The 21497-nt window shown below is 52.7% G+C and carries 21 protein-coding genes; 17 read left to right on the top strand and 4 right to left on the bottom strand.

The window, feature by feature from the left end:
* Positions 1 to 64 precede the first annotated feature (64 nt).
* The 15 genes from rlmN to ABHF33_RS15865 all read left to right on the top strand — a co-directional run bounded on the left by rlmN (position 65) and on the right by ABHF33_RS15865 (position 15032).
* Positions 65 to 1189 (top strand): 23S rRNA (adenine(2503)-C(2))-methyltransferase RlmN, encoded by a 1125-nt coding sequence (gene rlmN / locus ABHF33_RS15795; RefSeq protein ID WP_348944847.1) that lies wholly within the window; start codon positions 65 to 67, stop codon positions 1187 to 1189.
* 9 nt (positions 1190 to 1198) lie between these two features.
* Complete coding sequence (pilW, locus tag ABHF33_RS15800) at positions 1199 to 1945, top strand: type IV pilus biogenesis/stability protein PilW (protein WP_348944848.1); 747 nt, start codon at positions 1199 to 1201, stop codon at positions 1943 to 1945.
* Entirely contained in the window at positions 1938 to 2837 is a 900-nt protein-coding gene (locus ABHF33_RS15805; protein WP_348944849.1) for a RodZ domain-containing protein, read from the top strand. The genes pilW and ABHF33_RS15805 overlap by 8 nt, the downstream gene beginning before the upstream one ends.
* Positions 2838 to 2840: 3 nt before the next feature.
* On the top strand, positions 2841 to 4115 hold the full coding sequence (gene ispG, locus ABHF33_RS15810) for a flavodoxin-dependent (E)-4-hydroxy-3-methylbut-2-enyl-diphosphate synthase (RefSeq protein WP_348944850.1): 1275 nt from the start codon (positions 2841 to 2843) through the stop codon (positions 4113 to 4115).
* 31 nt (positions 4116 to 4146) lie between these two features.
* Complete coding sequence (gene hisS / locus ABHF33_RS15815; RefSeq protein ID WP_348944851.1) at positions 4147 to 5418, top strand: histidine--tRNA ligase; 1272 nt, start codon at positions 4147 to 4149, stop codon at positions 5416 to 5418.
* 20 nt (positions 5419 to 5438) lie between these two features.
* A complete protein-coding gene (locus ABHF33_RS15820; protein WP_348944852.1) occupies positions 5439 to 6068 on the top strand; it encodes a YfgM family protein in 630 nt (209 codons plus the stop codon).
* A gap of 1 nt (position 6069) precedes the next feature.
* Positions 6070 to 7197 (top strand): outer membrane protein assembly factor BamB, encoded by a 1128-nt coding sequence (gene bamB / locus ABHF33_RS15825; protein WP_348944853.1) that lies wholly within the window; start codon positions 6070 to 6072, stop codon positions 7195 to 7197.
* A gap of 9 nt (positions 7198 to 7206) precedes the next feature.
* Complete coding sequence (gene der / locus ABHF33_RS15830; RefSeq protein ID WP_348944854.1) at positions 7207 to 8559, top strand: ribosome biogenesis GTPase Der; 1353 nt, start codon at positions 7207 to 7209, stop codon at positions 8557 to 8559.
* 98 nt (positions 8560 to 8657) lie between these two features.
* Positions 8658 to 8909 (top strand): RNA chaperone Hfq, encoded by a 252-nt coding sequence (hfq, locus tag ABHF33_RS15835; protein ID WP_157314616.1) that lies wholly within the window; start codon positions 8658 to 8660, stop codon positions 8907 to 8909.
* A 120-nt stretch (positions 8910 to 9029) separates the two neighbouring features.
* Positions 9030 to 10133, top strand: a complete 1104-nt coding sequence (gene hflX / locus ABHF33_RS15840) for a GTPase HflX (protein WP_348944855.1) — start codon at positions 9030 to 9032, stop codon at positions 10131 to 10133.
* Positions 10134 to 11312, top strand: coding sequence for an FtsH protease activity modulator HflK (gene hflK / locus ABHF33_RS15845; protein WP_348944856.1), 1179 nt, complete (start codon positions 10134 to 10136; stop codon positions 11310 to 11312).
* Between the two features lie 11 nt (positions 11313 to 11323).
* Complete coding sequence (gene hflC / locus ABHF33_RS15850) at positions 11324 to 12202, top strand: protease modulator HflC (protein WP_348944857.1); 879 nt, start codon at positions 11324 to 11326, stop codon at positions 12200 to 12202.
* Entirely contained in the window at positions 12199 to 12384 is a 186-nt protein-coding gene (locus ABHF33_RS15855; RefSeq protein WP_157314620.1) for a DUF2065 domain-containing protein, read from the top strand. Before hflC ends, ABHF33_RS15855 begins: the two co-directional genes overlap by 4 nt.
* An 85-nt stretch (positions 12385 to 12469) precedes the next feature.
* Positions 12470 to 13612, top strand: a complete 1143-nt coding sequence (locus ABHF33_RS15860) for an ATP phosphoribosyltransferase regulatory subunit (protein WP_348944858.1) — start codon at positions 12470 to 12472, stop codon at positions 13610 to 13612.
* 124 nt (positions 13613 to 13736) lie between these two features.
* Positions 13737 to 15032 (top strand): adenylosuccinate synthase, encoded by a 1296-nt coding sequence (locus ABHF33_RS15865; protein ID WP_157314622.1) that lies wholly within the window; start codon positions 13737 to 13739, stop codon positions 15030 to 15032.
* 208 nt (positions 15033 to 15240) lie between these two features.
* On the opposite strand, the gene ABHF33_RS15870 is transcribed toward ABHF33_RS15865, so the two are convergent.
* Together ABHF33_RS15870 and ABHF33_RS15875 are read right to left on the bottom strand one after the other, a co-directional pair.
* On the bottom strand, positions 15241 to 15660 hold the full coding sequence (locus tag ABHF33_RS15870) for a LysR substrate-binding domain-containing protein (RefSeq protein ID WP_348946647.1): 420 nt from the start codon (positions 15658 to 15660) through the stop codon (positions 15241 to 15243).
* Positions 15600 to 16154, bottom strand: a complete 555-nt coding sequence (locus tag ABHF33_RS15875) for a LysR family transcriptional regulator (protein WP_348944859.1) — start codon at positions 16152 to 16154, stop codon at positions 15600 to 15602. Before ABHF33_RS15875 ends, ABHF33_RS15870 begins: the two co-directional genes overlap by 61 nt.
* 576 nt (positions 16155 to 16730) lie before the next feature.
* Here ABHF33_RS15875 and gdhA point away from each other — a divergent pair.
* Positions 16731 to 18074: an NADP-specific glutamate dehydrogenase gene (gene gdhA / locus ABHF33_RS15880; protein ID WP_348944860.1), complete on the top strand. Its 1344-nt coding sequence runs from the start codon at positions 16731 to 16733 to the stop codon at positions 18072 to 18074.
* Between the two features lie 236 nt (positions 18075 to 18310).
* Here the strand turns inward: gdhA and ABHF33_RS15885 are convergent, their stop codons facing one another.
* A complete protein-coding gene (locus ABHF33_RS15885) occupies positions 18311 to 19216 on the bottom strand; it encodes a C40 family peptidase (protein WP_348944861.1) in 906 nt (301 codons plus the stop codon).
* A gap of 84 nt (positions 19217 to 19300) precedes the next feature.
* Between ABHF33_RS15885 and ABHF33_RS15890 the strand changes: the two genes are divergently transcribed.
* Positions 19301 to 20986 carry an ABC1 kinase family protein gene (locus tag ABHF33_RS15890; RefSeq protein WP_348944862.1) on the top strand — a complete coding sequence of 562 codons (1686 nt, stop codon included), beginning with the start codon at positions 19301 to 19303 and terminating at the stop codon, positions 20984 to 20986.
* On the opposite strand, the gene ABHF33_RS15895 is transcribed toward ABHF33_RS15890, so the two are convergent.
* The gene (locus ABHF33_RS15895) at positions 20983 to 21489 is read right to left on the bottom strand and encodes a DNA-deoxyinosine glycosylase (protein WP_348944863.1); all 507 of its coding nucleotides are present in this window, start codon (positions 21487 to 21489) and stop codon (positions 20983 to 20985) included. The genes ABHF33_RS15890 and ABHF33_RS15895 overlap by 4 nt on opposite strands.
* Positions 21490 to 21497 lie beyond the last annotated feature (8 nt).

Below are 21497 nucleotides of genomic sequence, written 5' to 3' on the forward strand. Positions count from 1 at the left end.
TAGTGCGAGATCGGTGCGCTTTGCATCATTTGTTTGAAATTAAGACGCTGCGGAGTACACGATCATGTCTTTAAATTTGCTGGATTACGATGCTGAAAAACTCGCGGCTTTGATGGTGCAAATGGGGGAGAAGCCTTTTCGCGCCAAGCAATTGCTCAAGTGGGTTCATCAGCGCGGGGCCGCTGATTTTGACATGATGAGCGATATTGCCAAGTCATTTCGGCAGAAACTGAGCGAGCAGGCCTGTGTGGCTCCACCATCGATGATGGCCGAGCAGATTGCGCAGGACGGCACTCGCAAATGGTTGCTCGATGTCGGCACTGGTAACGGTGTTGAAGCCGTATTTATTCCAGAAGATGATCGCGGTACTTTGTGTGTATCGAGCCAGGTAGGCTGTGCGCTCGACTGTACGTTTTGCTCGACTGCGCGCCAAGGCTTTAACCGCAATTTAAGTACTGCCGAGATTGTTGGCCAGCTCTGGTGGGCCAATCAGCGCCTGTCATTTGATGCCGCGCGTTTGGGTAGTGCAGTCAATGATGACACCCGGATTGTGTCCAATGTGGTCATGATGGGGATGGGCGAGCCGCTGGCCAATTACGATAATGTGGTTTCAGCCATGAAACTGATGCTGGATGACAACGCTTATGGCCTTTCGCGTCGTCGCGTGACCTTGTCAACATCTGGGATGGTGCCGCAGTTGCTGAAATTGCGTGAAGATTGTCCGGTTGCGCTGGCAGTGAGTCTGCATGCGCCGAACGATAAAATCCGCGATGAGATCGTGCCGATTAATAAAAAATACCCGTTAAAAGAATTACTTAATGCCTGTAATCAATATCTGGAAAAAGCGCCGCGTGATTTTGTGACGTTTGAATATGTGATGCTGGCCGGGATTAATGATCAGCCAGAACACGCACGTCAATTGGTCGATTTGGCGCGCTCGGTATCCTGCAAATTCAATCTGATTCCGTTTAATCCATTCCCGAACTCGGGCTATGCCCGATCCGGGCGTGAAGCAATCGCCCGATTCCGTGATATTCTCAGTAATGCAGGTTATATCGTTACGGTACGCAAAACACGCGGCGACGATATTGATGCCGCATGCGGCCAATTGGCCGGCCAGGTGCTAGATAAAACTCGTCGCACAGAAAAATTGGCTGAAACCCGCCCGATTTTGTTTCAACAAAAATAAGGCTTCAAAATGAAAAAATACGGCTTGCTGGTGTTGATGTTAGCGCTATCTCCCTGGACTTTGGCAAACGAAAGTCTTGGCTCGAATCAGCAACGAGCGGCCGTGCGCACCGATCTGGCGTCCGAGTATTATCGGCGTGGTGCTTATGCGGTTGCTGTCGAAGAAGCCAAACGGGCGCTTGAAGCGGTGTCCAATTACCCGCAGGCCTTAAATGTGCTGGCCGTTTCCTATGTAGCACTCAAGGACGATGCCAAAGGCCGGGTGTATTTCGAGCAGGCGCTCAATGCTGCGCCCAAAGATTCGGATATTAATCAGAATTTTGGCAGTTTTCTGTGTGAACGCGGCGAGCATAAAGCCGGTTTGGCGCGTTATGAAGTGGTGCTCAGCAATACGCTTTATCCCACGCCCGATTTAACTTTACTTGCCGCAGCAAATTGCAGCTTGAAAGCGGGTGATCGGGAGCTGGCAAAAAAATATTTTGAACGTGCTCGCAATACCGCTAGCAATAATGTTTCAGTCAAATTCCAGCTTTCCAATTTTCTGCTTGAAGAGGGTGATTTGCCTCAGGCCAAGCAGCTATTTATCGAAGTCTTGCGCGCAATTCCAAAAACACCACCCGAGTTGCTCTGGCTTGGTGTCCGGATTGAACGTAAAATCGGCAACAAAGACGCAGAGATGCGCTATGCGAACGAGCTTCGCCGCAACTTTCCTGACTCGCTAGAGGCAACAAAGCTTTTGACCGGACAATATGACTGAACAGCTAGACAATATTCCGAGTGCTCCCTTTTTACCTGCCGGTCGCCAGTTACGCGCGGCACGTGAGGCTTGTGGTCTTTCAATTGATGATGTGGCAGGGCAGTTGAAGCTGGCGCATCGCCAGATCGAAGCGCTGGAGAGCGAAGCCTTCGATGAATTACCCAGTAATTTGTTTGTCCGTGGCTTTGTGCGCAATTACGCCAGGCTAGTCAAGATCGATGCTGCCCCTTTGCTTGAATACTTGGCGGGTGTATTACCCTCAGAACAAGTGGCGGAGACGGTTCTGTCTACATACCCTCAGGTAGAACCCTCTAGCCCATCATTGGGTGGTGAGAAATCAAGCTTCCCGCTGATTGTAATCATGGCCTTGATCGGGATTTTTCTCGGGGTTACAGCGGTTTACTGGTATTTGCAACAACCGAGCAATCCGGATATTGCTTTGCCTGATATGCCAAATCCGGTGGCGCTTGAGGCCAGCGCTGCTAGCCAGCTGCTTGTTAATGATAACTCTAATGCCAGCGTTAGCGCTTCCGAAGTCGTTTCGTCAGGTGTTCAGGCCCTGCCTGCTTCCATGCCCGGTGTGGCCTTGGTTAGCCCTGCTGCTTCCAGCGCTTCCTCGATCATTGTGGCGTCGTCTGTGGCGCAAGGCGCGCTTGAAATCAGTGTATTGACCGAATCCGATAGCTGGGTGCAGATTCTGGATAGTCGGGGAAATAAAGTGCTGTCCGAAATTATCCGCCCAGGATACGAGCGCAAGGTGGCGGGTGTGCCGCCGTTTGCCGTCAAAATCGGCAATGCGCCAAAAACAAAACTGACCCTGCAGGGGCGTCCGGTTGATTTGAGCAGCTATCTCAAGCCCGGTTCGGATGTTGTTAATATGGAATTGAAATAATTCATGTCTAGCCTGATTGTCCGTCGTAAAACCCGTCAAGTACAAATTGGAAATGTCTGGGTAGGTAGTGATCATCCAGTGATGGTGCAGTCGATGACCAATACCGATACTGCTGATGCCGAGGCGACTGCGCGCCAGATTTTCGAGCTGTGGCGTGCTGGTTCGGAGGCCGTGCGTATTACTGTCAATAGCGCAGAGGCTGCGGCGCAAGTTGCCAACATCAAAACCAAGCTGGAAAACTGGGGCTGCAAAGTACCGCTCGTAGGCGACTTCCATTTTAATGGCGATCGTTTGCTGCGTGATTACCCGGATTGTGCCGAGGCTTTGGCCAAGTACCGTATTAATCCTGGCAATGTCGGCAAGGGCGCCAAGCGCGACGAAAAATTTGCCTACATGATCGAGAAGGCCATTGAGTACAAAAAGCCGGTGCGCATTGGCGTGAACTGGGGCTCACTTGATCAAGCCATTGCGGCGCGAATGATGGATGAAAATTCAAAACGCTCGCAGCCATTGACGGCCGAGGCCGTGATGCGCGAAGCGCTGATTGTGTCGGCGCTTGAATCGGCTGATCAAGCCATTAGCTGGGGTTTATCCCCCGATCAGATTTTATTGTCTTGCAAAGTCTCGCATGTGCAGGATTTGATCGCGGTTTACCGCGATCTGGGCGCCCGCTGCGATTACCCATTGCATCTGGGTTTGACCGAAGCGGGTATGGGGTCCAAGGGTATTGTGGCATCCAGTGCTGCGTTAGCGGTATTAATGCAGGAAGGGATTGGCGATACCATTCGTATTTCCCTGACGCCCGAGCCCAATGGTGACCGCACAAAAGAAGTGGTGGTGGCGCAAGAGTTATTGCAAACCATGGGTCTGCGCAGCTTTACTCCGCTAGTAACGGCTTGCCCTGGATGTGGCCGCACGACTTCAACCGTGTTTCAAGAGTTGGCGCAAGATATTCAAAGCTTCCTGCGTGAGCAAATGCCGGTATGGCGTGCCAAATACCCTGGTGTTGAAGAAATGAAAGTTGCCGTGATGGGCTGTGTCGTGAATGGTCCGGGTGAGTCCAAGCTCGCCGATATCGGTATCAGTTTGCCTGGTACGGGTGAAGTGCCGGTGTGTCCGGTGTATGTCGATGGTGAAAAAGACGTGACGCTCAAAGGCGATAACGTTGCACAAGAATTCCAGGCGATTGTTGAGAATTATGTCGTGACGCGCTATGGCGAAAACGGCTCAAAACGCCGCGTTGATGCACCAAAAATCATTCCGTTGGCTCAGATTTAATTTGTAATTTGTTTAGGGTAGAAAAATAAAAATGGCTCAAACCATTCAAGGGATTCGCGGCATGAACGATGTGCTGCCGCAAGAAATGTCGCAGTGGCAGTTTTTTGAGCGTGTTACGCGCGAATGGCTCGTGGCCTACGGCTACAACCAGATCCGGATGCCGATTGTTGAGTCAACTCATCTATTTGTACGCGGCGTGGGTGAGCATACCGATATCGTTGAAAAAGAAATGTATGCTTTCGAAGACAGTCTTAATGGTGAAAAGCTGACTCTGCGCCCGGAAGGTACTGCTGGCTGCGTACGTGCATGTATCGAACATGGCTTGTTGTATAACCAAACCCAGCGTCTCTGGTATATGGGCCCGATGTTCCGGCACGAGCGCCCACAAAAAGGGCGTTTGCGTCAGTTTAATCAACTCGGCGTTGAGGCTTTTGGTTTTGCTACGCCTGATCTTGATGCCGAAATGATTGTGATGCTGGCCGATCTGTGGCCGCGCTTGGGCCTGAGCGGTCTACAACTTGAGCTCAATTCCTTGGGTAATACCGAAGAGCGTGCAGCACATCGTGCCGAGCTGATTAAATACCTTGAGGGGTATGTCGATCAACTCGATGAAGATAGCCGTCGCCGTCTATATACCAACCCTTTGCGTGTGCTGGATACCAAAAATCCTGCGCTGCAAGCAATGGCTGAAAATGCGCCGCGCCTAGCTGACTTCTTGGGTGAAGAATCCAAAGCCCACTTCGACGGGGTAAAAGCCCTGCTCGACGATGCTGGGATTGCTTATGTGATTAATCCGCGCTTGGTGCGCGGTTTGGATTACTACAATCGCACCGTATTTGAGTGGACCACCACTGAGTTGGGCGCGCAAGGTACGGTTGCTGCCGGTGGCCGCTATGATGGTTTGGTTGAGCGGCTTGGTGGCAAGCCTTGCCCAGCCGTTGGGTTTGCGATGGGTATTGAGCGCTTGATGTTGCTACTTGAAGCGCAAAAGATCGTCGTGCCAACTGCGGAGCCGGATGTGTATGTGGTCAGTCAAGGTGATGCAGCGGCACGTTATGCCTTTACCGCTGCACGCCAGATGCGCGACCAAGGCCTCAATGTGATATATCATGCTGGCGGTGGCAGTTTTAAATCGCAATTTAAAAAGGCTGACCAGTCTGGTGCGCGCTTTGCCGTGATTGTGGGTGAAGGCGAGATGCAAGCGCAGACGGTGAATATTAAAGTGCTGACGGGTGAGAAGCAGGGTGAGCAACAAACCGTCGCGCAAGATCAATTAGCAAGTGTGATGAGTAGTCTTAAATAATCAAGGACAACGGGGTTAACATGGCAGCTTTTGACTTACAAGAACAAGAACAGATTGCCGAGCTGAAAGCTTGGTGGCAAAGCTGGGGCAAATCGCTGGCTATCGCCGTGATTACCGCGCTACTCGCATACGCGGGATGGACTGGCTGGCAAACCTGGCAAAAACATCAGTCTGCCAAGGCGGCTGATTTATATGCCCAGTTGCAAACTCAGGCGATGGACGAAGCTAAATTCAAGGCGACACTGACCACACTCAAAAGTGATTACCAGTCTACGGCCTATGCTGCACGTGCGGCTCTGGCTGCCGCAAAGCTTGCTTATCTGAATGGCAAACCTGAGGCTGCACGCGAAGAATTAAAATGGGTGATTGCTAATGCCAAGGAAGTCAATTTGCGCGATACGGCCAAATTGCGTTTGGCTTCGGTTTTGCTCGATGACAAAAAAATCGACGAGGCTTTGGCGCTGATCAAAACGCCTGAAGAAGAAAGCTACTCGCCCCTGTTTGCCGAAATGCGTGGCGATTTGTTGCTGGCTAAAAATGATGTTGCCGGTGCGGCTGATGCATATCGCCAGGCCATCGCCAAATTGCCGAAGGACGCCCCCAACTTGAAGCTGGTGGAAGTGAAGCTTGACGTGCTTGGAGTGAAGTAAGATGCGAGTTTTGCGTTCGGCTTTACTGCTTGGCGTGCTGGGTTTGAGTGCATGCTCTTCAACCAGCAATATTCCTGATCCTTCACCTTTGCCAGTGGTACAAACCACGGTAAAGGCCAAGACGCTTTGGTCGGCAGCCATTGGCAATGACACAACTTATCGCTTTCAGCCCGCCTTTTCAGCTCAATACGTTGCCGTTATTGGTGGCGGCAGCGAGCTCGCTTTGCTTAATCGCAGCAATGGTGCAGTGAAATGGAAGCAAGTGCTCACGCAAAATATCGCGGGTGGGGTTGGAATTGGTGCCGATATCGTGGCTGTCGGAAGTCTGAAAGGCGACGTCGTCGCTTTGGAGCAGAGTTCGGGCAAGATACTGTGGTCGGTTAAAACCTCCAGCGAAATTATTGCTTCACCTGTGATTGATTCAGGTCTGGTGATTGTGCGTTCAGCCGATGGCAAAGTGAGTGCGTTCTCAGCTAGCTCTGGCGAATTGAAATGGATCTATCAACGCCAGCAGCCTAGTCTGCAGTTGCGCAATTATGCGTCTCCAGTGGTCTCTGGTGGGGTTGTGTATGTTGGGCAGGCGGCAGGTCGTTTAAGTGCTCTGGCTTTGAATGACGGCCGTATTCTCTGGGAAGCCCCGATCGCGTTGCCGCGCGGTGCCAGTGAGCTCGAACGGGTAACCGATATTGTTGCCTCTCCGGTTGTTTATGCCGATATGGTATGTGCTGTGGCTTTTCAAGGGCGAATTGCCTGCATCAGCACGCAAAATGGCTCGCTAGTCTGGACCCGTGAGGCTTCCAGCTGGGCTGGCCTTGCCATTGATGAGCAGCGGGTTTATGTGACTGATGCAAAGGGTCATATTCAAGCGTTCGAGCGTAATACCGGGCGTTCGGTCTGGAAGCAGGAAGCGCTGGCTTACCGTTTTGTGAGTGCGCCAGCAGTATTGGGTAATCAGGTTGTGGTAGGTGATCTGGACGGTTATTTGCACTATCTTGACCCTGAAAGTGGGTCTTTGGTTGGCCAGCAAGCCACCGATGGCAGTCGTATTTATTTAGCACCCAAATCAGTCGGCTCAGAGGCAATGGTTCAAACGCGTAAAGGCAGTTTGTATTTGCTGGGTGCACAGTAAGAGAATTGAATGAAACCAACAATTGCCCTTGTCGGGCGCCCGAATGTGGGCAAATCAACGTTATTTAATCGCCTGACCAAGACCCGCGATGCGCTGGTGGCGGATCAGCCCGGCCTGACGCGCGACCGTCATTATGGTCACGGCAAGGTGGGAGAAAAGCCTTATCTGGTTATTGATACAGGCGGCTTTGAGCCGGTGATTGATGAAGGCATCATGTTTGAAATGGCCAAGCAAACGCTGCAGGCGGTTGATGAGGCAGATGCAATTGTCTTTATTGTCGATGGCCGTAATGGTCTGACGCCGCAGGACAAAATTATTGCCAATCGCTTGCGTCAAGGTGATCGCCCTGTCTGGGTGGCGGTGAACAAGATTGAAGGGATGAATCGTGCCGTGATGACGGCTGAATTCCACGAGCTGGGTCTGGGCGATCCGGTGGCGATTTCAGCTTCGCATGGTGAGGGCGTTCGTGATCTGATTAATGACATTCTGGAAGGATTTCCAGAGCCAGAAGCCGAAGAAGAAGTCACGCATCCGATTTTTGCCATTGTTGGCCGTCCGAATGTTGGAAAATCGACACTGGTCAATACCATCCTTGGTGAAGAACGCGTGATTGCTTTTGATGCGCCTGGCACGACTCGTGACTCGGTGTTCATTGATTTTGAGCGCAATGGTCAAAATTACACAGTGGTTGACACTGCTGGCGTACGCCGCCGTGGCAAAGTCACTGATATGATCGAGAAATTTTCGGTGATCAAGACCATGCAGGCCATTGAGGACTGCAATGTGGTGATTCTGGTGCTTGATGCAACGCAAGATGTCTCGGATCAGGATGCAAAAATCGCTGGCTTTGTATTAGAGTCTGGCCGTGCCCTGGTGGTGGCAATCAATAAGTGGGAAGCTGCTGATGAAGATCAGCGCAATACCATCAAGCGGGAAATTGCACGCAAACTGGGCTTTCTGGATTTTGCCAAATTCCATTACATCTCTGCCTTGCAAGGTAAAGGGGTGGGTGATTTGTTTGGTTCTATCCATCAGGCCTACGATGCAGCAATGATCAAGATTCCAACGCCAAAACTGACTCGTGCGCTGCAGTTGGCGATGGAACGTCAGCAACCGCCGATTGCCGGTAAAATTCGCCCTAAAATGCGTTATGCCCACCAAGGCGGCAGCAATCCACCTGTGGTCGTTATTCATGGCAATGCCTTGGAGGCTGTGCCGGCATCCTACTGGCGATACCTTGAACATTTCTTTATGAAAACGTTCAAATTGCAAGGAACGCCGCTGCGTGTGCAATTCAAAAAAGCAGGCAATCCATTCGAGGGCAAAGCGCCACCCAAATTGAATCGCCGCGGTAATAAGTAACATTGCTGATTGTAAGCTGTTGAAATTTGTACTATAAGCGTAAGATGTTTTGACTCAAGCCGTATAGACGGATACACAATAACAAACCGGAGAATAAAATGAGTGCTAAGGGGCAAATGTTGCAAGATCCTTTTTTGAACATCTTGCGCAAAGAGCATGTGCCAGTGTCAATTTACCTGGTCAATGGCATCAAGCTGCAAGGGCAGATCGAATCATTTGATCAGTATGTTGTTTTGCTGCGTAATACCGTCACGCAAATGGTTTACAAACACGCCATTTCAACCGTGGTGCCTTCACGTTCGGTGAATGTGCCGCATGACAATCCGGCTGCTGCAGCAACTGAGAACTGATCATTCTTTGATTGGGTAATTTCTGAACCCCGAAAGATCTGATCTTTCGGGGTTTTTTCTTCTTGGATTTGGCCATTTGATCCCCACCTAATGATCTGATTATTTCTAACCGAGGTCTGCATGTTTGAACGCCATCAAGGCGGTGATGAGGCAATACTGGTTTGCCTCGATTTTGGCGAGCCCGATTACCGCGATGGTGTCGATGAGTTCGTTGAGTTGGTAAAGTCTGCTGGGGTAAAGCCTTTGCAGATTATTGAAGGTAAACGCCAGCGCCCGGATGCTGCGTATTTTGCTGGTAGCGGTAAAGCCGACGAGATTGCCCAGGCTGTTGCCGAACACCAGGCGCAGCTGGTGATTTTCAATCACCAGTTATCACCAGCTCAAGAACGAAATCTGGAAAAAAAGGCGCAATGCCGGGTGCTGGATCGCACGACGTTGATTCTGGATATTTTCGCCCAGCGCGCGCGTACCGCAGAGGGTAAATTGCAGGTGGAGCTGGCTCAACTGGCGCATATCCAGACTCGATTGATTCGCGGCTGGACTCACCTGGAACGTCAGAAAGGCGGGGTGGGCTTGCGTGGCCCGGGCGAATCGCAGCTGGAGACTGACCGCCGCCTGATTGGTGTGCGGGTAAAGCGGCTAAAAGATCAGCTGACTGTTGTGCAAAAGCAAAGGGCAACCCAGCGCAAGGCGCGGGATAGGAATGGGCAATTTACCGTTTCGATTGTTGGTTATACCAATGCAGGCAAATCAACGCTGTTTAATGCATTAACCAAAGCCAAAATTTATGTGGCAGATCAATTGTTTGCCACGCTTGATACCACCAGCCGCAAATTGTATCTGGATGCCGAAAATTCGATTGTTTTATCCGATACGGTCGGATTTATCCGGCAATTGCCGCATACCCTAGTGGCGGCATTTCGCGCGACTTTGGAAGAAACGATCAATGCCGATTTATTGCTGCACGTTGTTGATATCAACCATCCAATGCGTGATTTGCAAATTGCCGAAGTAAACAAGGTGCTCGCTGAAATTGGTGCGGAACGTATTCCACAGCTGATGGTCTTTAACAAGATTGATCAAAAGGCATTGCCGCCCGAAGTGGTGCGTGATGAATATGGTAAAATCAGCACAGTTAAATTAAGCGCCATTGAAGGCAATGGACTTGATTTGCTACGCGCAGCGTTGATTGAAGCAATAAGCCAATCACAAAAGGAAGAATAAATGAGTCAGAATGACCCGCAATGGGGTGGTGGCCGTAAAGGTAATAATGGCGGCCCACCTGATTTAGAAGAAATTTTCCGTTCAATTACCGACAAAATAAATCGCTTGTTTGGTGGCAAACCAACATCTGGCTTGCCTACTGGCAACTCGAAAGGCGGCTCGACTGGTGCTTTGGTGATTGGCGCTGGTTTGCTGGTTTTGTGGGCAGGCTCGGGCGTTTATGTGGTGGATGAGCGTGAAAATGCGGTGATTACCCGTTTTGGCAAATATACCCAGACTGTTGAAAGCGCGGGCTTGAAATGGCATCTGCCATACCCGATTGAAGCGCGCGAAATTGTCAATATGACCGAGTTGCGCAGCCTCGAGGTTGGCGTACGCGGCGCGGCGGCAACGGGTGATGAAAGTACCATGCTCACTGGTGACCAGAACATCATCGAAGTGCAACTTGAAGTGCAATACAACCTCAATTCGGCCCGCGATTTCCTGTTCAATAATCGTTTGCTGGATAAAGACGGTCGTGATGTTGTCAAGCAAGCCGCAGAAACGGCGATTCGTGAAGTCGTTGGCAAGAATAAAGTGGATTACGTCCTGAACGAAGGCCGCGGCAAGATCGGTGAAGACACCAAGGAAATCATCCAGGACTTGCTGACCAAATATGGCACCGGTATTTCTGTTTCCCGGGTCAATATCTCCGATGTTCAACCGCCGGAACAAGTGCAGGCTGCATTTAGCGATGCGGTGAAGGCCCGTCAGGATCGCGCCCGTCTGATCAATGAAGGCACGGCTTACGCCAATGACGTCGTGCCTAAAGCCAGTGGTATGGCTGCCCGTTTGAACGAAGAAGCGCTGGGCTATCGCCAGCAAGTGGTCGCACGTGCCGAGGGTGATGCGTCACGTTTCCGTCAGATTGCAGCGGAATACAGCAAGGCGCCGCAAGTGACGCGTGACCGGATGTATCTGGATACCATGCAGACGGTGTATCAGAACACGACCAAGGTGCTGGTCGATCAGAAGTCCAATGGCAATTTGCTCTATCTGCCGCTCGATAAACTGATGCAGATGAATGCACAAGGCGAAAATAATGCGACCCCGCTGGCCCCGAAAGCAGCCGAGCTGCCTGTGGTACAGCCTAATGAACCAGCTACCCGCTCAAGTCGCGGTGAGCGTGACGGCCGCTAAGGAGCTTGAACATGAATAAAATTATGCCGGTGATTGGCGCTCTGTTTGTCGCTTTGTTCATTTTCTCGACAACATTTTTCACGCTGGATCAGCGCCAGTACGCCATTGTGTTTCAGTTCTCTGAAGCGGTTCGGGTGATTAAAGACCCTGGCTTCCATTTCAAAATACCGCTGCTGCAAGAAGTGCGTTACTTTGACAAGCGTATTCAAACGATTGATGAAGAAGCCCCTGCACGCATTCAGACCATTGAAAAAATGAATGTGAAGGCCGACAGCTTTATCAAATTCCAGATCGTGGACGTTGAAAAATACTACAAGGCCGTCGGCGTTGATCAGCGCAAAGGTGTCGATCGTTTGCGCAATACCGTCAACAATATGCTGCGCGACGAGTTTGGTAAGCGCACGGTACAGGACGTTATTTCCGGTCAGCGTGACGAAGTGATGAACCATGTTCGCAAGGTGGCTGATGCCGATGCCGCGCGGATTGGTGTGCAGGTCCTGGATGTGCGCATCAAGCGCGTTGAGCTTGAAGACAGCACGCTCAATTCGGTATACGAGCGCATGCAGTCAGAGCGTAAAGCCGTGGCCAGCCAGCTGCGTGCCGAAGGTAGTGCCGCTGCCGAAAAGATCAAAGCCGATGCTGACAAGCAACGCGAAGTGATTCTGGCCGATGCCTATAACCAAGCGCAGCAAATGAAGGGTGAGGGCGATGCCAAGGCGGCGGCGATCTATGCAGATGCTTATGGCAAAAATCCGGAGTTCTATGCTTTCTACAAGAGCCTGGATGCCTACAAACAGAGCTTTGCGAAGAAAAGCGACGTAATGGTCATTGACCCAAGTGCCGATTTCTTCAAATACATGAAAAATCCGCGTGCAGGCGCAGCTAAATGAGTTCGGCGCTCTGGCTGGGTTTGGGCCTGATGCTGGTGTTTGAAGGTATCATGCCCTTTACCCTGCCACACATCTGGCGTGCCACATTAAAGCGCATGTCGGAAATGAGTGATGGCCAGATTCGCCTGATCGGATTTGGCTCTTTGCTGGCCGGTTTATTAATTTCGTTGGCGGCGATTTAAACTCCCTAGAGGGTATTGCCATCAACACTATGATTAACGCCCACTCCAGGGTAATACCTGGGTGGGCATTTGGTTTGTAAAGACGATGCGTAACTGGATACTGCCTGAATATATTTCCGATGTACTGCCTGCCGAGGCACGACAAATTGAAAGCATGCGCCGGAGCATGCTCGATCTGTTTTCGCTGTATGGCTATGAGCAAGTTGAGCCACCGCTGGTTGAATACGTTGAATCCCTGCTGACCCAGCAGGACGCGGCGCTGGATTTGAAAACCTTCAAGCTGGTTGACGAATTGTCTGGCCGCCAGATGGGCTTGCGTGCCGATATTACCCCGCAAGTGGCGCGGATTGATTCGCATATCCTCAACCGCCAGGGCGTGACCCGTCTGTGCTATACCGGTTCGGTTTTGTGCACCCGTCCCGACGGCCTGCTGTCAACGCGCCAGCCTCGCCAAATCGGTGCCGAAATCTACGGCTGTGCCGATCTGGCTGCCGATGTGGAAATCATTGAGCTGATGTTTGCCAGTCTGGCGCAAGCCGGTGTGAGTGATATGACGTTGGAAGTGGGGCATATTGGCCTTTTCAATGCCATTGCCGATGCCGCTGACTGGCAGGGCGAGTTGCGCCAGAGTGCATTTAACGCGCTCAAGCAAAAAGACGTGCCAACACTGAAAACCCTTGCGGCTTCACTGGCGCCTGAGTTGCAACAAGGCCTGCTGGCGCTGGCCAGCAGCTACGGCGATCTGTCGGTGCTTGCGCAAGCCCGAGCGCAGTTGCCCGCGCTGCCTGAAATTGCCGCTGCACTCGATGGCTTGCAGCAATTGCATGCCGCGCTGACCGCACGCGGTATTACTGTTCGTTTTGATCTGGCCGAGCTGCCAGGCAGCTACTACCACACTGGTCTGGTGTTTAATGCTTACGCCAAAGGTTTTACCAATGCCGTGGCGCGTGGTGGTCGATACGACAGTGTGGGCGAGAAGTTTGGCCGCTCACGCCCGGCAACCGGCTTCAGTATCGACTTACGTGGCCTGACCTCAGTGCCGTTTCCCGGCAAAAAAGCAGCCGTTCTGGCGCCTAAAGGTGAAGATGCGGCCTTGCTTGACGCGATTCGCGCCTTGCGCGCCCAGGGTGAAATCGTGATTGTTGACCTTGGTGTGGTGCAATCCGAAGTTCACGCCGACCGCGCCCTGCAGCAAAAAGAGGGTGTTTGGCAAGTCATAAACCTTTAAAAATTCAGCAATTTGAGCAAAAAAATTGCTGGCTCAAACAGCGTTTTGACGTTAAAGTTCGGTCGCAATGCTACAGGTGTGGTGTTGCCCAATTATTTTGTGTTTTATGCATCGAGGTTTGGGAATGAGCAGAAATGTAGTCGTTATTGGTACCCAATGGGGTGACGAGGGTAAGGGCAAGATTGTTGACTGGTTGACTGATCACGCGCAAGGCGTGGTTCGCTTTCAAGGCGGTCACAATGCAGGTCACACACTGATCGTTGGCGGCAAAAAAACAGTTCTGCGTCTGATCCCATCGGGCATTTTGCACCCGGGTAAAGCCTGCTTTATCGGCAATGGCGTGGTGATTTCTCCTGAAGCCTTGCTCAAAGAAATCGACGAATTGACCGCGGCCGGCATCGACGTAATGAGCCGCTTGCGCATTTCTGAAGCATGTCCGCTGATTCTGCCGTACCACATTGCCATCGACCAGGCGCGTGAAGCGGCCAAAGGCGAGAAAAAAATCGGTACAACGGGTCGTGGTATTGGCCCGGCTTACGAAGATAAAATCGCGCGTCGCTCGATTCGTCTGCAAGATTTGTATCACCCAGAGCGTTTTGCCGCCAAATTGCTGGAAAACCTCGACTGGTACAACTTTGCACTGAAAAACTACTTCAATGCACCAACGCTGGATTTCCAGACCATATACGATGAAACGCTGGCTTACGCCGAGCGCATCAAGCCTATGCTGGGCGATGTATCGCGTACCCTGTACGAAATGAACAAAGCTGGCGAGCCTTTGCTGTTTGAAGGCGCGCAAGGCACGCTGCTCGACATCGACCACGGTACTTATCCATTCGTGACTTCGAGCAACTGTGTGGCTGGTGCGGCTGCGCCAGGTGCTGGCGTTGCGCCACAAATGCTGCAATACGTGCTCGGTATCGTGAAAGCGTATACGACACGTGTGGGTTCTGGCCCATTCCCGACTGAGTTATTCTGTGACGTTGGCGCTGGCTTGGCCAAGCGCGGCAATGAGTTCGGTTCAGTGACAGGTCGTCCACGTCGTTGCGGTTGGTTTGACGCGGCAGCGCTTAAGCGCTCGATCCAGATCAATGGTGTTTCCGGTCTGTGTGTGACCAAGCTGGACGTGATGGATGGCATTGAAACGATCAAGCTTTGTGTAGGTTACAAAGTCAATGGCGTTGAAACTGACATCCTGCCTGTTGGCGCAGATGATATCGCTTTGTGCGAGCCGATCTACGAAGAGTGGGCTGGCTGGACAGAGAGCACATTCGGCGTGAAAACGTGGGATGGTCTGCCAGAAAACGCGCGTAAATACCTGCAACGCATCGCTGAAATTTGCGAAGCGCCGATCGACATCGTGTCTACTGGCCCGGACCGCGAAGAAACCATCGTCTTGCGTCATCCATACCAAGGCTAAGCTCAGCGTTGCTGTGCATATAAAGCCCCGAATATTCGGGGCTTTTTTATTGCTGCCGATTTATTAAAGCGAAGGGTATCGCTCTGTAGGCCAATGCTAGCCTTTCGGTTGACGCTATACCTGCTGCTTGATTTGCCCTTGTTCTGGGTTCTCGGCTCGCCGGTGGTCAATGCACTTGATTTGGCGCGCCAAGGAGGGCGGTGTGCGTCTAGCTGGCTTCCCTGTCCCAGTACGGTTCGCTGCCAAAAAAGTCCTGCAGATAGCTGATAAAGGCGCGAACCTTGGGCGGCAACTGACGATTGGGCAGGTGAACTGCGTAGATAAAAAACTCGGTGGGTACATAGCCCGGCAACACCTCGATCAGCCGTCCGGCTTGCAAATCGCGCCCGACGATAAAAGTGGGTAGCAGTGCCAGCCCCAGCCCGCCCAGTACGGCCTGCGACAGCGCCTCATCGTCGTTAATGCGCAGGCTGCCCGAGACCGGAATCGCTACTTTGCCCGCAGACCCATTCAGATGCCACAGCCCTTGCGTGCTTAAGAAGGTGTAGTCCAGGCAGTTATGCCGGATCAGATCGGTACCGGTTGCTGCGGCGTCCCCGCGCGCTCCAGATAGGCCGGGCTGGCGCAGATTTTCCGGCGAATAGGGGCCAGCCGCCGCGCGACCAGATTCTGCCCTGGGTTGGCGGTAATACGCAGCGCAATGTCATAGCCTTCTTCGGCCAGATCGACAAACCGGTCGCTCAGCGTCAGATCGACTGTCAAATCCGGGTACTGCATCATAAAGCCGGGTAAGGCACTGGCGACGTGCATGGTGCTAAATGCAACGGGTGCGCTGATTTTCAGTTTGCCGCGTGGCTCTTGCTGCAGTCTCGATACGGTAATGTCGGCCTGTGTCAGCTCGTCCAGAATGCGCTCGCAATGGTCAAAATAAGCTTCGCCGACTTCGGTCAGGCTCAGGCTGCGCGTGCTGCGATGCAGTAGCCGCACGCCCAGCGCCCCTTCCAGCCGTGTTAGCGCCTTGCTCACTCTGGATTTGGACACGTCCAGTCGCCTTGCTGCTGCAGAAAAACTCTTTTCTTTGACGATGGCGGCAAAGTACAGCATGTCATTGATATCGTGCATGGCGATTATTCTGGCTTAGGTTGGGGTATATATCTGTATGACAATCTAGTCATGGCTCACGTGGCAATACCTATGGTTTTACCGTGCACTGAATCCGCTGCGCGTTTGCTAGGAAAAACTAGTCCGTCGGATTGGTTTGCCGCTGTATTTGCTGCATCGTATAACACTGTTTCCATAATGGAAACAGTGTTATTCATTTTACGTGGCTTATCAAAGCGCGGCGGTCCTTTTATGATTTGGGCCTGCAAAATGTGATCCGGCTTCATCCGGCCCAAAAAGCCTGCAATAGTCTGATTTTGTCGCTTTGCTGGTTTACTCTAGTGGCTTGCGCTGTAGCGATTTGCATCCTGCCTGTCTGCCCTCACTGGGCTGATTTTTTGCGTTAATCAATCTGCTGCTGCAGCTTGGCCGTGTCATTGTTTCCAAAAATAATTCAATAGCAAGTGGCAGTCGTGCTCTGTGTCGCGCGCTGGATACGCTTGTTCAGCGATGGAGCGTGCAGCGTACGCCTTCAGATGCATCGGCACGCCTGATCCAAACTGCCCATTACTCAGGGATATAAGGAGATACATAACCATGCGTTACACCTCATTTGACGATTTCATCCAGCACGTTGCGGCGCGAAACCCGGGGCAGAGTGAGCAGCTGCAAGCCGTGACCGAAGTGATCGAAAGTGTCTGGCCATTTATTGAGCAAAATCCGAAATACGCAACGCAAGGCTTGCTGGACCGGCTGGTTGAGCCTGAGCGCGTTTTGATGTTCCGCGTGGCCTGGGTGGACGATCACGGTGAGGTGCAAGTTAATCGCGGTTATCGCATCCAGCATTCATCGGCGATTGGCCCGTATAAAGGCGGCATTCGCTTTCATCCTTCGGTGAATTTGTCGATTTTGAAGTTTTTGGCTTTTGAGCAAACCTTTAAAAATGCGCTGACTACGCTACCGATGGGCGGCGGTAAGGGAGGCTCTGATTTTGACCCTAAAGGCCGCAGTGCAGGCGAAGTGATGCGTTTTTGCCAGGCATTTGTCAGCGAATTATTCCGCCATATTGGCGCGGATACCGACGTGCCGGCGGGCGATATCGGCGTTGGTGCGCGTGAAGTTGGTTTCATGGCCGGCATGATGAAAAAACTAAGCAATCGGGCCGATTGCGTCTTCACCGGCAAAGGCCTGAGCTTTGGTGGCTCGTTAATTCGCCCTGAGGCCACGGGCTACGGCACCGTGTACTTTGCTCAGGAAATGCTCAAGCAGCAAGGGCGTAGTTTTGAAGGGATGCGCGTCAGTGTTTCCGGTGCGGGTAATGTGGCGCAATACGCGATTGAAAAAGCCATGGCCCTGGGGGCAAAAGTGATCACCGTGTCCGACTCCAGTGGGACGGTGGTCGATGAAAGTGGCTTCACGCCAGACAAACTGGCCGAGTTGATGGAGGTGAAAAACCACCTGTACGGGCGCGTTAACGATTACGCCAGCCGGGTTGGTGCACAATTTTATGCCAATACGCGGCCATGGCATGTGCCGGTTGATATTGCGTTGCCGTGCGCAACGCAGAATGAGCTGGACGAAGTCGATGCACAGATTCTGGTGCAAAACGGCGTAATCTGTGTGGCCGAGGGCGCCAATATGCCATCGACTGCCGCCGCCGTGCGCGTGTTTGAAAGCAGCGGCGTGCTCTACGCGCCTGGCAAAGCCAGTAATGCAGGTGGCGTGGCGACCTCGGGGCTGGAAATGAGTCAGAACGCCATGCGCCTGTCGTGGCCTCGCGAAGAGCTGGACGCCCGTCTGCAGGAAATCATGCGCAAAATCCATGAATCCTGCCTGCAATATGGCCGCAAAGCCGATGGCACGCTGAGCTATGTGGATGGCGCGAATATCGCCGGTTTTGTGAAAGTGGCCGATGCGATGCTGGCGCAGGGTGTGATCTGATTGCCTGCAGAGCGTCTGGCCGGGAATGGCTGGGCTGGATAGGGTGATGATTAAGCCGAGGGGTATGTGGTTGTAGGCAATATTGAAGCTTGCCTTTAGCGATTAACCCCAGTCCGCTTTGATGAGCCGTGTGCTAGCCGCAAACCTGCGGTAATGTCTGTGGCTCTCTGCCCGCAGTACCGGATCTGGCTGGAGCGACGATATACTGAGGTTAGCAGCGCAAGGCCACAAAGGGGTTAGCTGCGCTGCTTTTTCTTCTTCGCTGCTTGCTTGGCTTTTCTGGTTGTGGTGCTGCTTTTCTTGCTGCTGACTTTGCTGCCGCGAGCTTCTTTGGCGCTGGCTTTTTTGCGGCTGCTGACGCTGGGTTTGCTGCTTTCATTCGCACCAACGCGCGCGCATTGAATCACTGTTTTCTTCTTTTTCCCTTTGCCGGTCACCACTTTTTTGCATTGCCGACTGCTACGGCTTTCCGTGGTGGCGCTGCGCGCGCTGCTATCGGCTTTGGGGCGGCTGCTGGCGGCGAGCAGGGAATTGACGTTCAGGCCTTGCGTTCCGCCATCGGCGATGCGGCGTGCGCCATTAAAGCGGCTTTGCCAGTAGTTGATATTCATATTGGCCACTTCAATATTGCGGCCTTTGCGTGGCGAATGAATAAAGCGGTTGTCGCCCAGGTAAATGCCCACGTGTGAGAATGTGCGCCCCAGCGTATTGAAGAACACCAGATCGCCTGGTTTTAATTCCGATTTGTCGATGGACTGCCCGGTATGCGCCATTTCAAAGGCGGTACGCGGCAGCGTGATATTCATCGAGTTTTGAAATACGTATTTGATAAAGCCCGAGCAATCGAGCCCGGACTCGGGGGTGTTGCCGCCCCAGGTGTATTTCACGCCGATCAGGCTCATGGCCGAGAGCAGCAAATCCTGTGCTGGCTGGTAATCGCTGCCCTTGGGCATGGTCTTGGGTTTGCTGCGTTGACGCGAGGGGGCGGGGGCTTCGGCGGCGGCCGGACTGTCGGGGACGTTCTCCAGCGTGATGCTGCTTTTGAGCTCGGGGTTGCTGTCACCCAGCGGCATATCCTGATCCGCGAGCACTGATTGCGTTGCACAGCTCAAGACTGTGGCGAGAATGATGATCCATTTCATGGGCAAGAACTTTACGGGTGTGGAAAACGGCTGTAAAGCCTAAAATTCAAATAATTGGCTGATTGCCCTCAATGGACAGACTGAATGCTTAAAGAAACGTTCACCGTGATGCGAGACCTCCCGCGAGTGCGCGAGATTATTGCAATTTTGATGCGTCATGGCTTGGGTAATTTGGTACAAAGATTAGGCTTGGCAAAAGGAATCGAGCGTGCTGGCGACTTGCTGCACTGGCCGGGCGATCATGAGGTTGAATTGCTTGATCCGCCAGTTCGCGTCAGGCGGGCGCTGGAGCAGTTGGGGCCGACTTTTATCAAGCTGGGGCAGGTGATGGCTACGCGCGTGGATATGTTTCCGCCTGAGTGGATTGCCGAATTTGAAAAGCTGCAAAACGACGTGCCGCCACTGGCTTTTGCCGAGATCGAGGCTGAATTGCGTACGGCGCTGGGGCAGGATCCGCACGAGGTTTTTAGCGAGCTGGACCCCAAGCCGATTGGCTCGGCCTCGATTGCCCAGGTGCACCGCGCCAAATTGCCCGATGGCACCGAGGTGGTGCTGAAAATCCGGCGGCCGAATATTATTCCCAAAATCGAAGCTGATCTGCGGATTTTGCGCCATATCGCCGGTCTGGCGATGTTCGAGTTTCCTGATTTACGCCGCTATCAGCCGATCCGCGTCGTGGATGAATTTGCCAAATCGCTGCATCGCGAGCTCAATCTGTCGATTGAAGCGCGCAATCTGGAGCGCTTTATCACCAATTTTGCCGGGCATGACGAGATTGTGATTCCCAAAATCTGGTGGCAATGGACTTCAGAGCGCCTGATTGTGCAGGAATATGTGGGCGGCGTGGCGGGCAATGATCTAGCCGCCGCCGATGCTGCCGGACTTGATCGCAAGCTGCTGGCAGCGCGGGGTGCTGATGCCGTGCTCAAGATGGTGTTGATTGATGGGTATTTTCACGCCGACCCGCATCCGGGCAATGTGAAATACCTGCCTGGCAGCCGCATTGCTTTTCTCGATTTTGGCATGGTGGGGCGTTTGCCGCATCCGCGGCGCGATCATATCGTTGATCTGCTGGCCGCGCTGGCGCAGCGTGACGAGCATGGCATTCTGAATGTCTTGCTCGAGTGGACTGGCGATACGGTGGTCGACGAAGAGCAACTGGAGGCCGATATTGCCGACTTTATGTTTAATTATGAAAATCTCTCGCTTAAGGATATCCAGTTTGGCCATTTGCTCAATGATGTGGCCATGATTATGCGCGAGCATGAAATTACGCTGCCATCGGATCTGACCCTGCTGTTCAAGGCGCTGATCACGCTGGAAGGGCTGGGGCGGCAGCTGGACCCGGATTTTCAAATGGTGCCGCACCTGACGCCTTTTGTGAAAGAAGTCATTCTGACGCGCTACAACCCCAAAACCCTGCTCAAGCGTGGCAAAGACAATCTGTTTGAGGCGTTTAATGTGTTGTCGGGCTTGCCACGGGATGTGGGCAAGCTGATCAAGCAGGCGCGCCGGGGCAATTTGCGCGTTGATCTGGATTTAAAACGCCTCGATCATTTTGGCGTGCAACTGGCTAAAAGCGCCAATCGGCTGACAATGGGCATTGTGACCGGCGCCTTGATTATCGGCTCGTCGATTGCCATGACCATCAAGGTTGGTCCGACGATTTTCGGCATGCCGGTGCTGGGTTTTCTGGGGTTTGTCGTCGCTTTGCTCAATGCCATCTGGCTGATGTTTGCCATCTGGATTTCCAGCAAGTCCGAGCGTTAATTCCTCAGCAACGCCATTTCAATCAATGGCTGCCAAGCGGCAAGCTTGGCTGGGAACGCAAGGGTATATGCCGGGCTGCTAGATGGTGCAACGGCTGCATGAATATACCCCGGCAATAGTTTCTGGCCGTGACGCGCGGCGGTCTGCCCGTTGAAAATAACGTGAGTCAAGTTGGGGTGCTGTAGTAGCAGCTCGCTCAGGGTATTGGTTTGAATGTCGGAGAGGGCTGAGTCCAGGCTGCCGGGGCGAGCTGCGCTGTGTACTACGTCCCAGAGGGCAATGCCGTGCTTGAGCAGAATCGGGTAGCGCTCGGCAAAAGGTAGTACCAGCAAAGGCTCATTCAGGATGGTCGCCAGCATTGGCCAGAATGCATTGCGCGGGTGGGCGTAGTAGTGCCCCTGCAAGAGCGAAGCATCCCCCGGCAAGCTACCTAGAATCAGCAAGCGGCTATGCTGATCGCACACCGGGGCAAAGCTGGATTTGATCTCTGCGGGCTCTCCCATCGATAACA

This window comes from Chitinibacter sp. FCG-7 (assembly GCF_040047665.1).
GTDB lineage: Bacteria > Pseudomonadota > Gammaproteobacteria > Burkholderiales > Chitinibacteraceae > Chitinibacter > Chitinibacter mangrovi.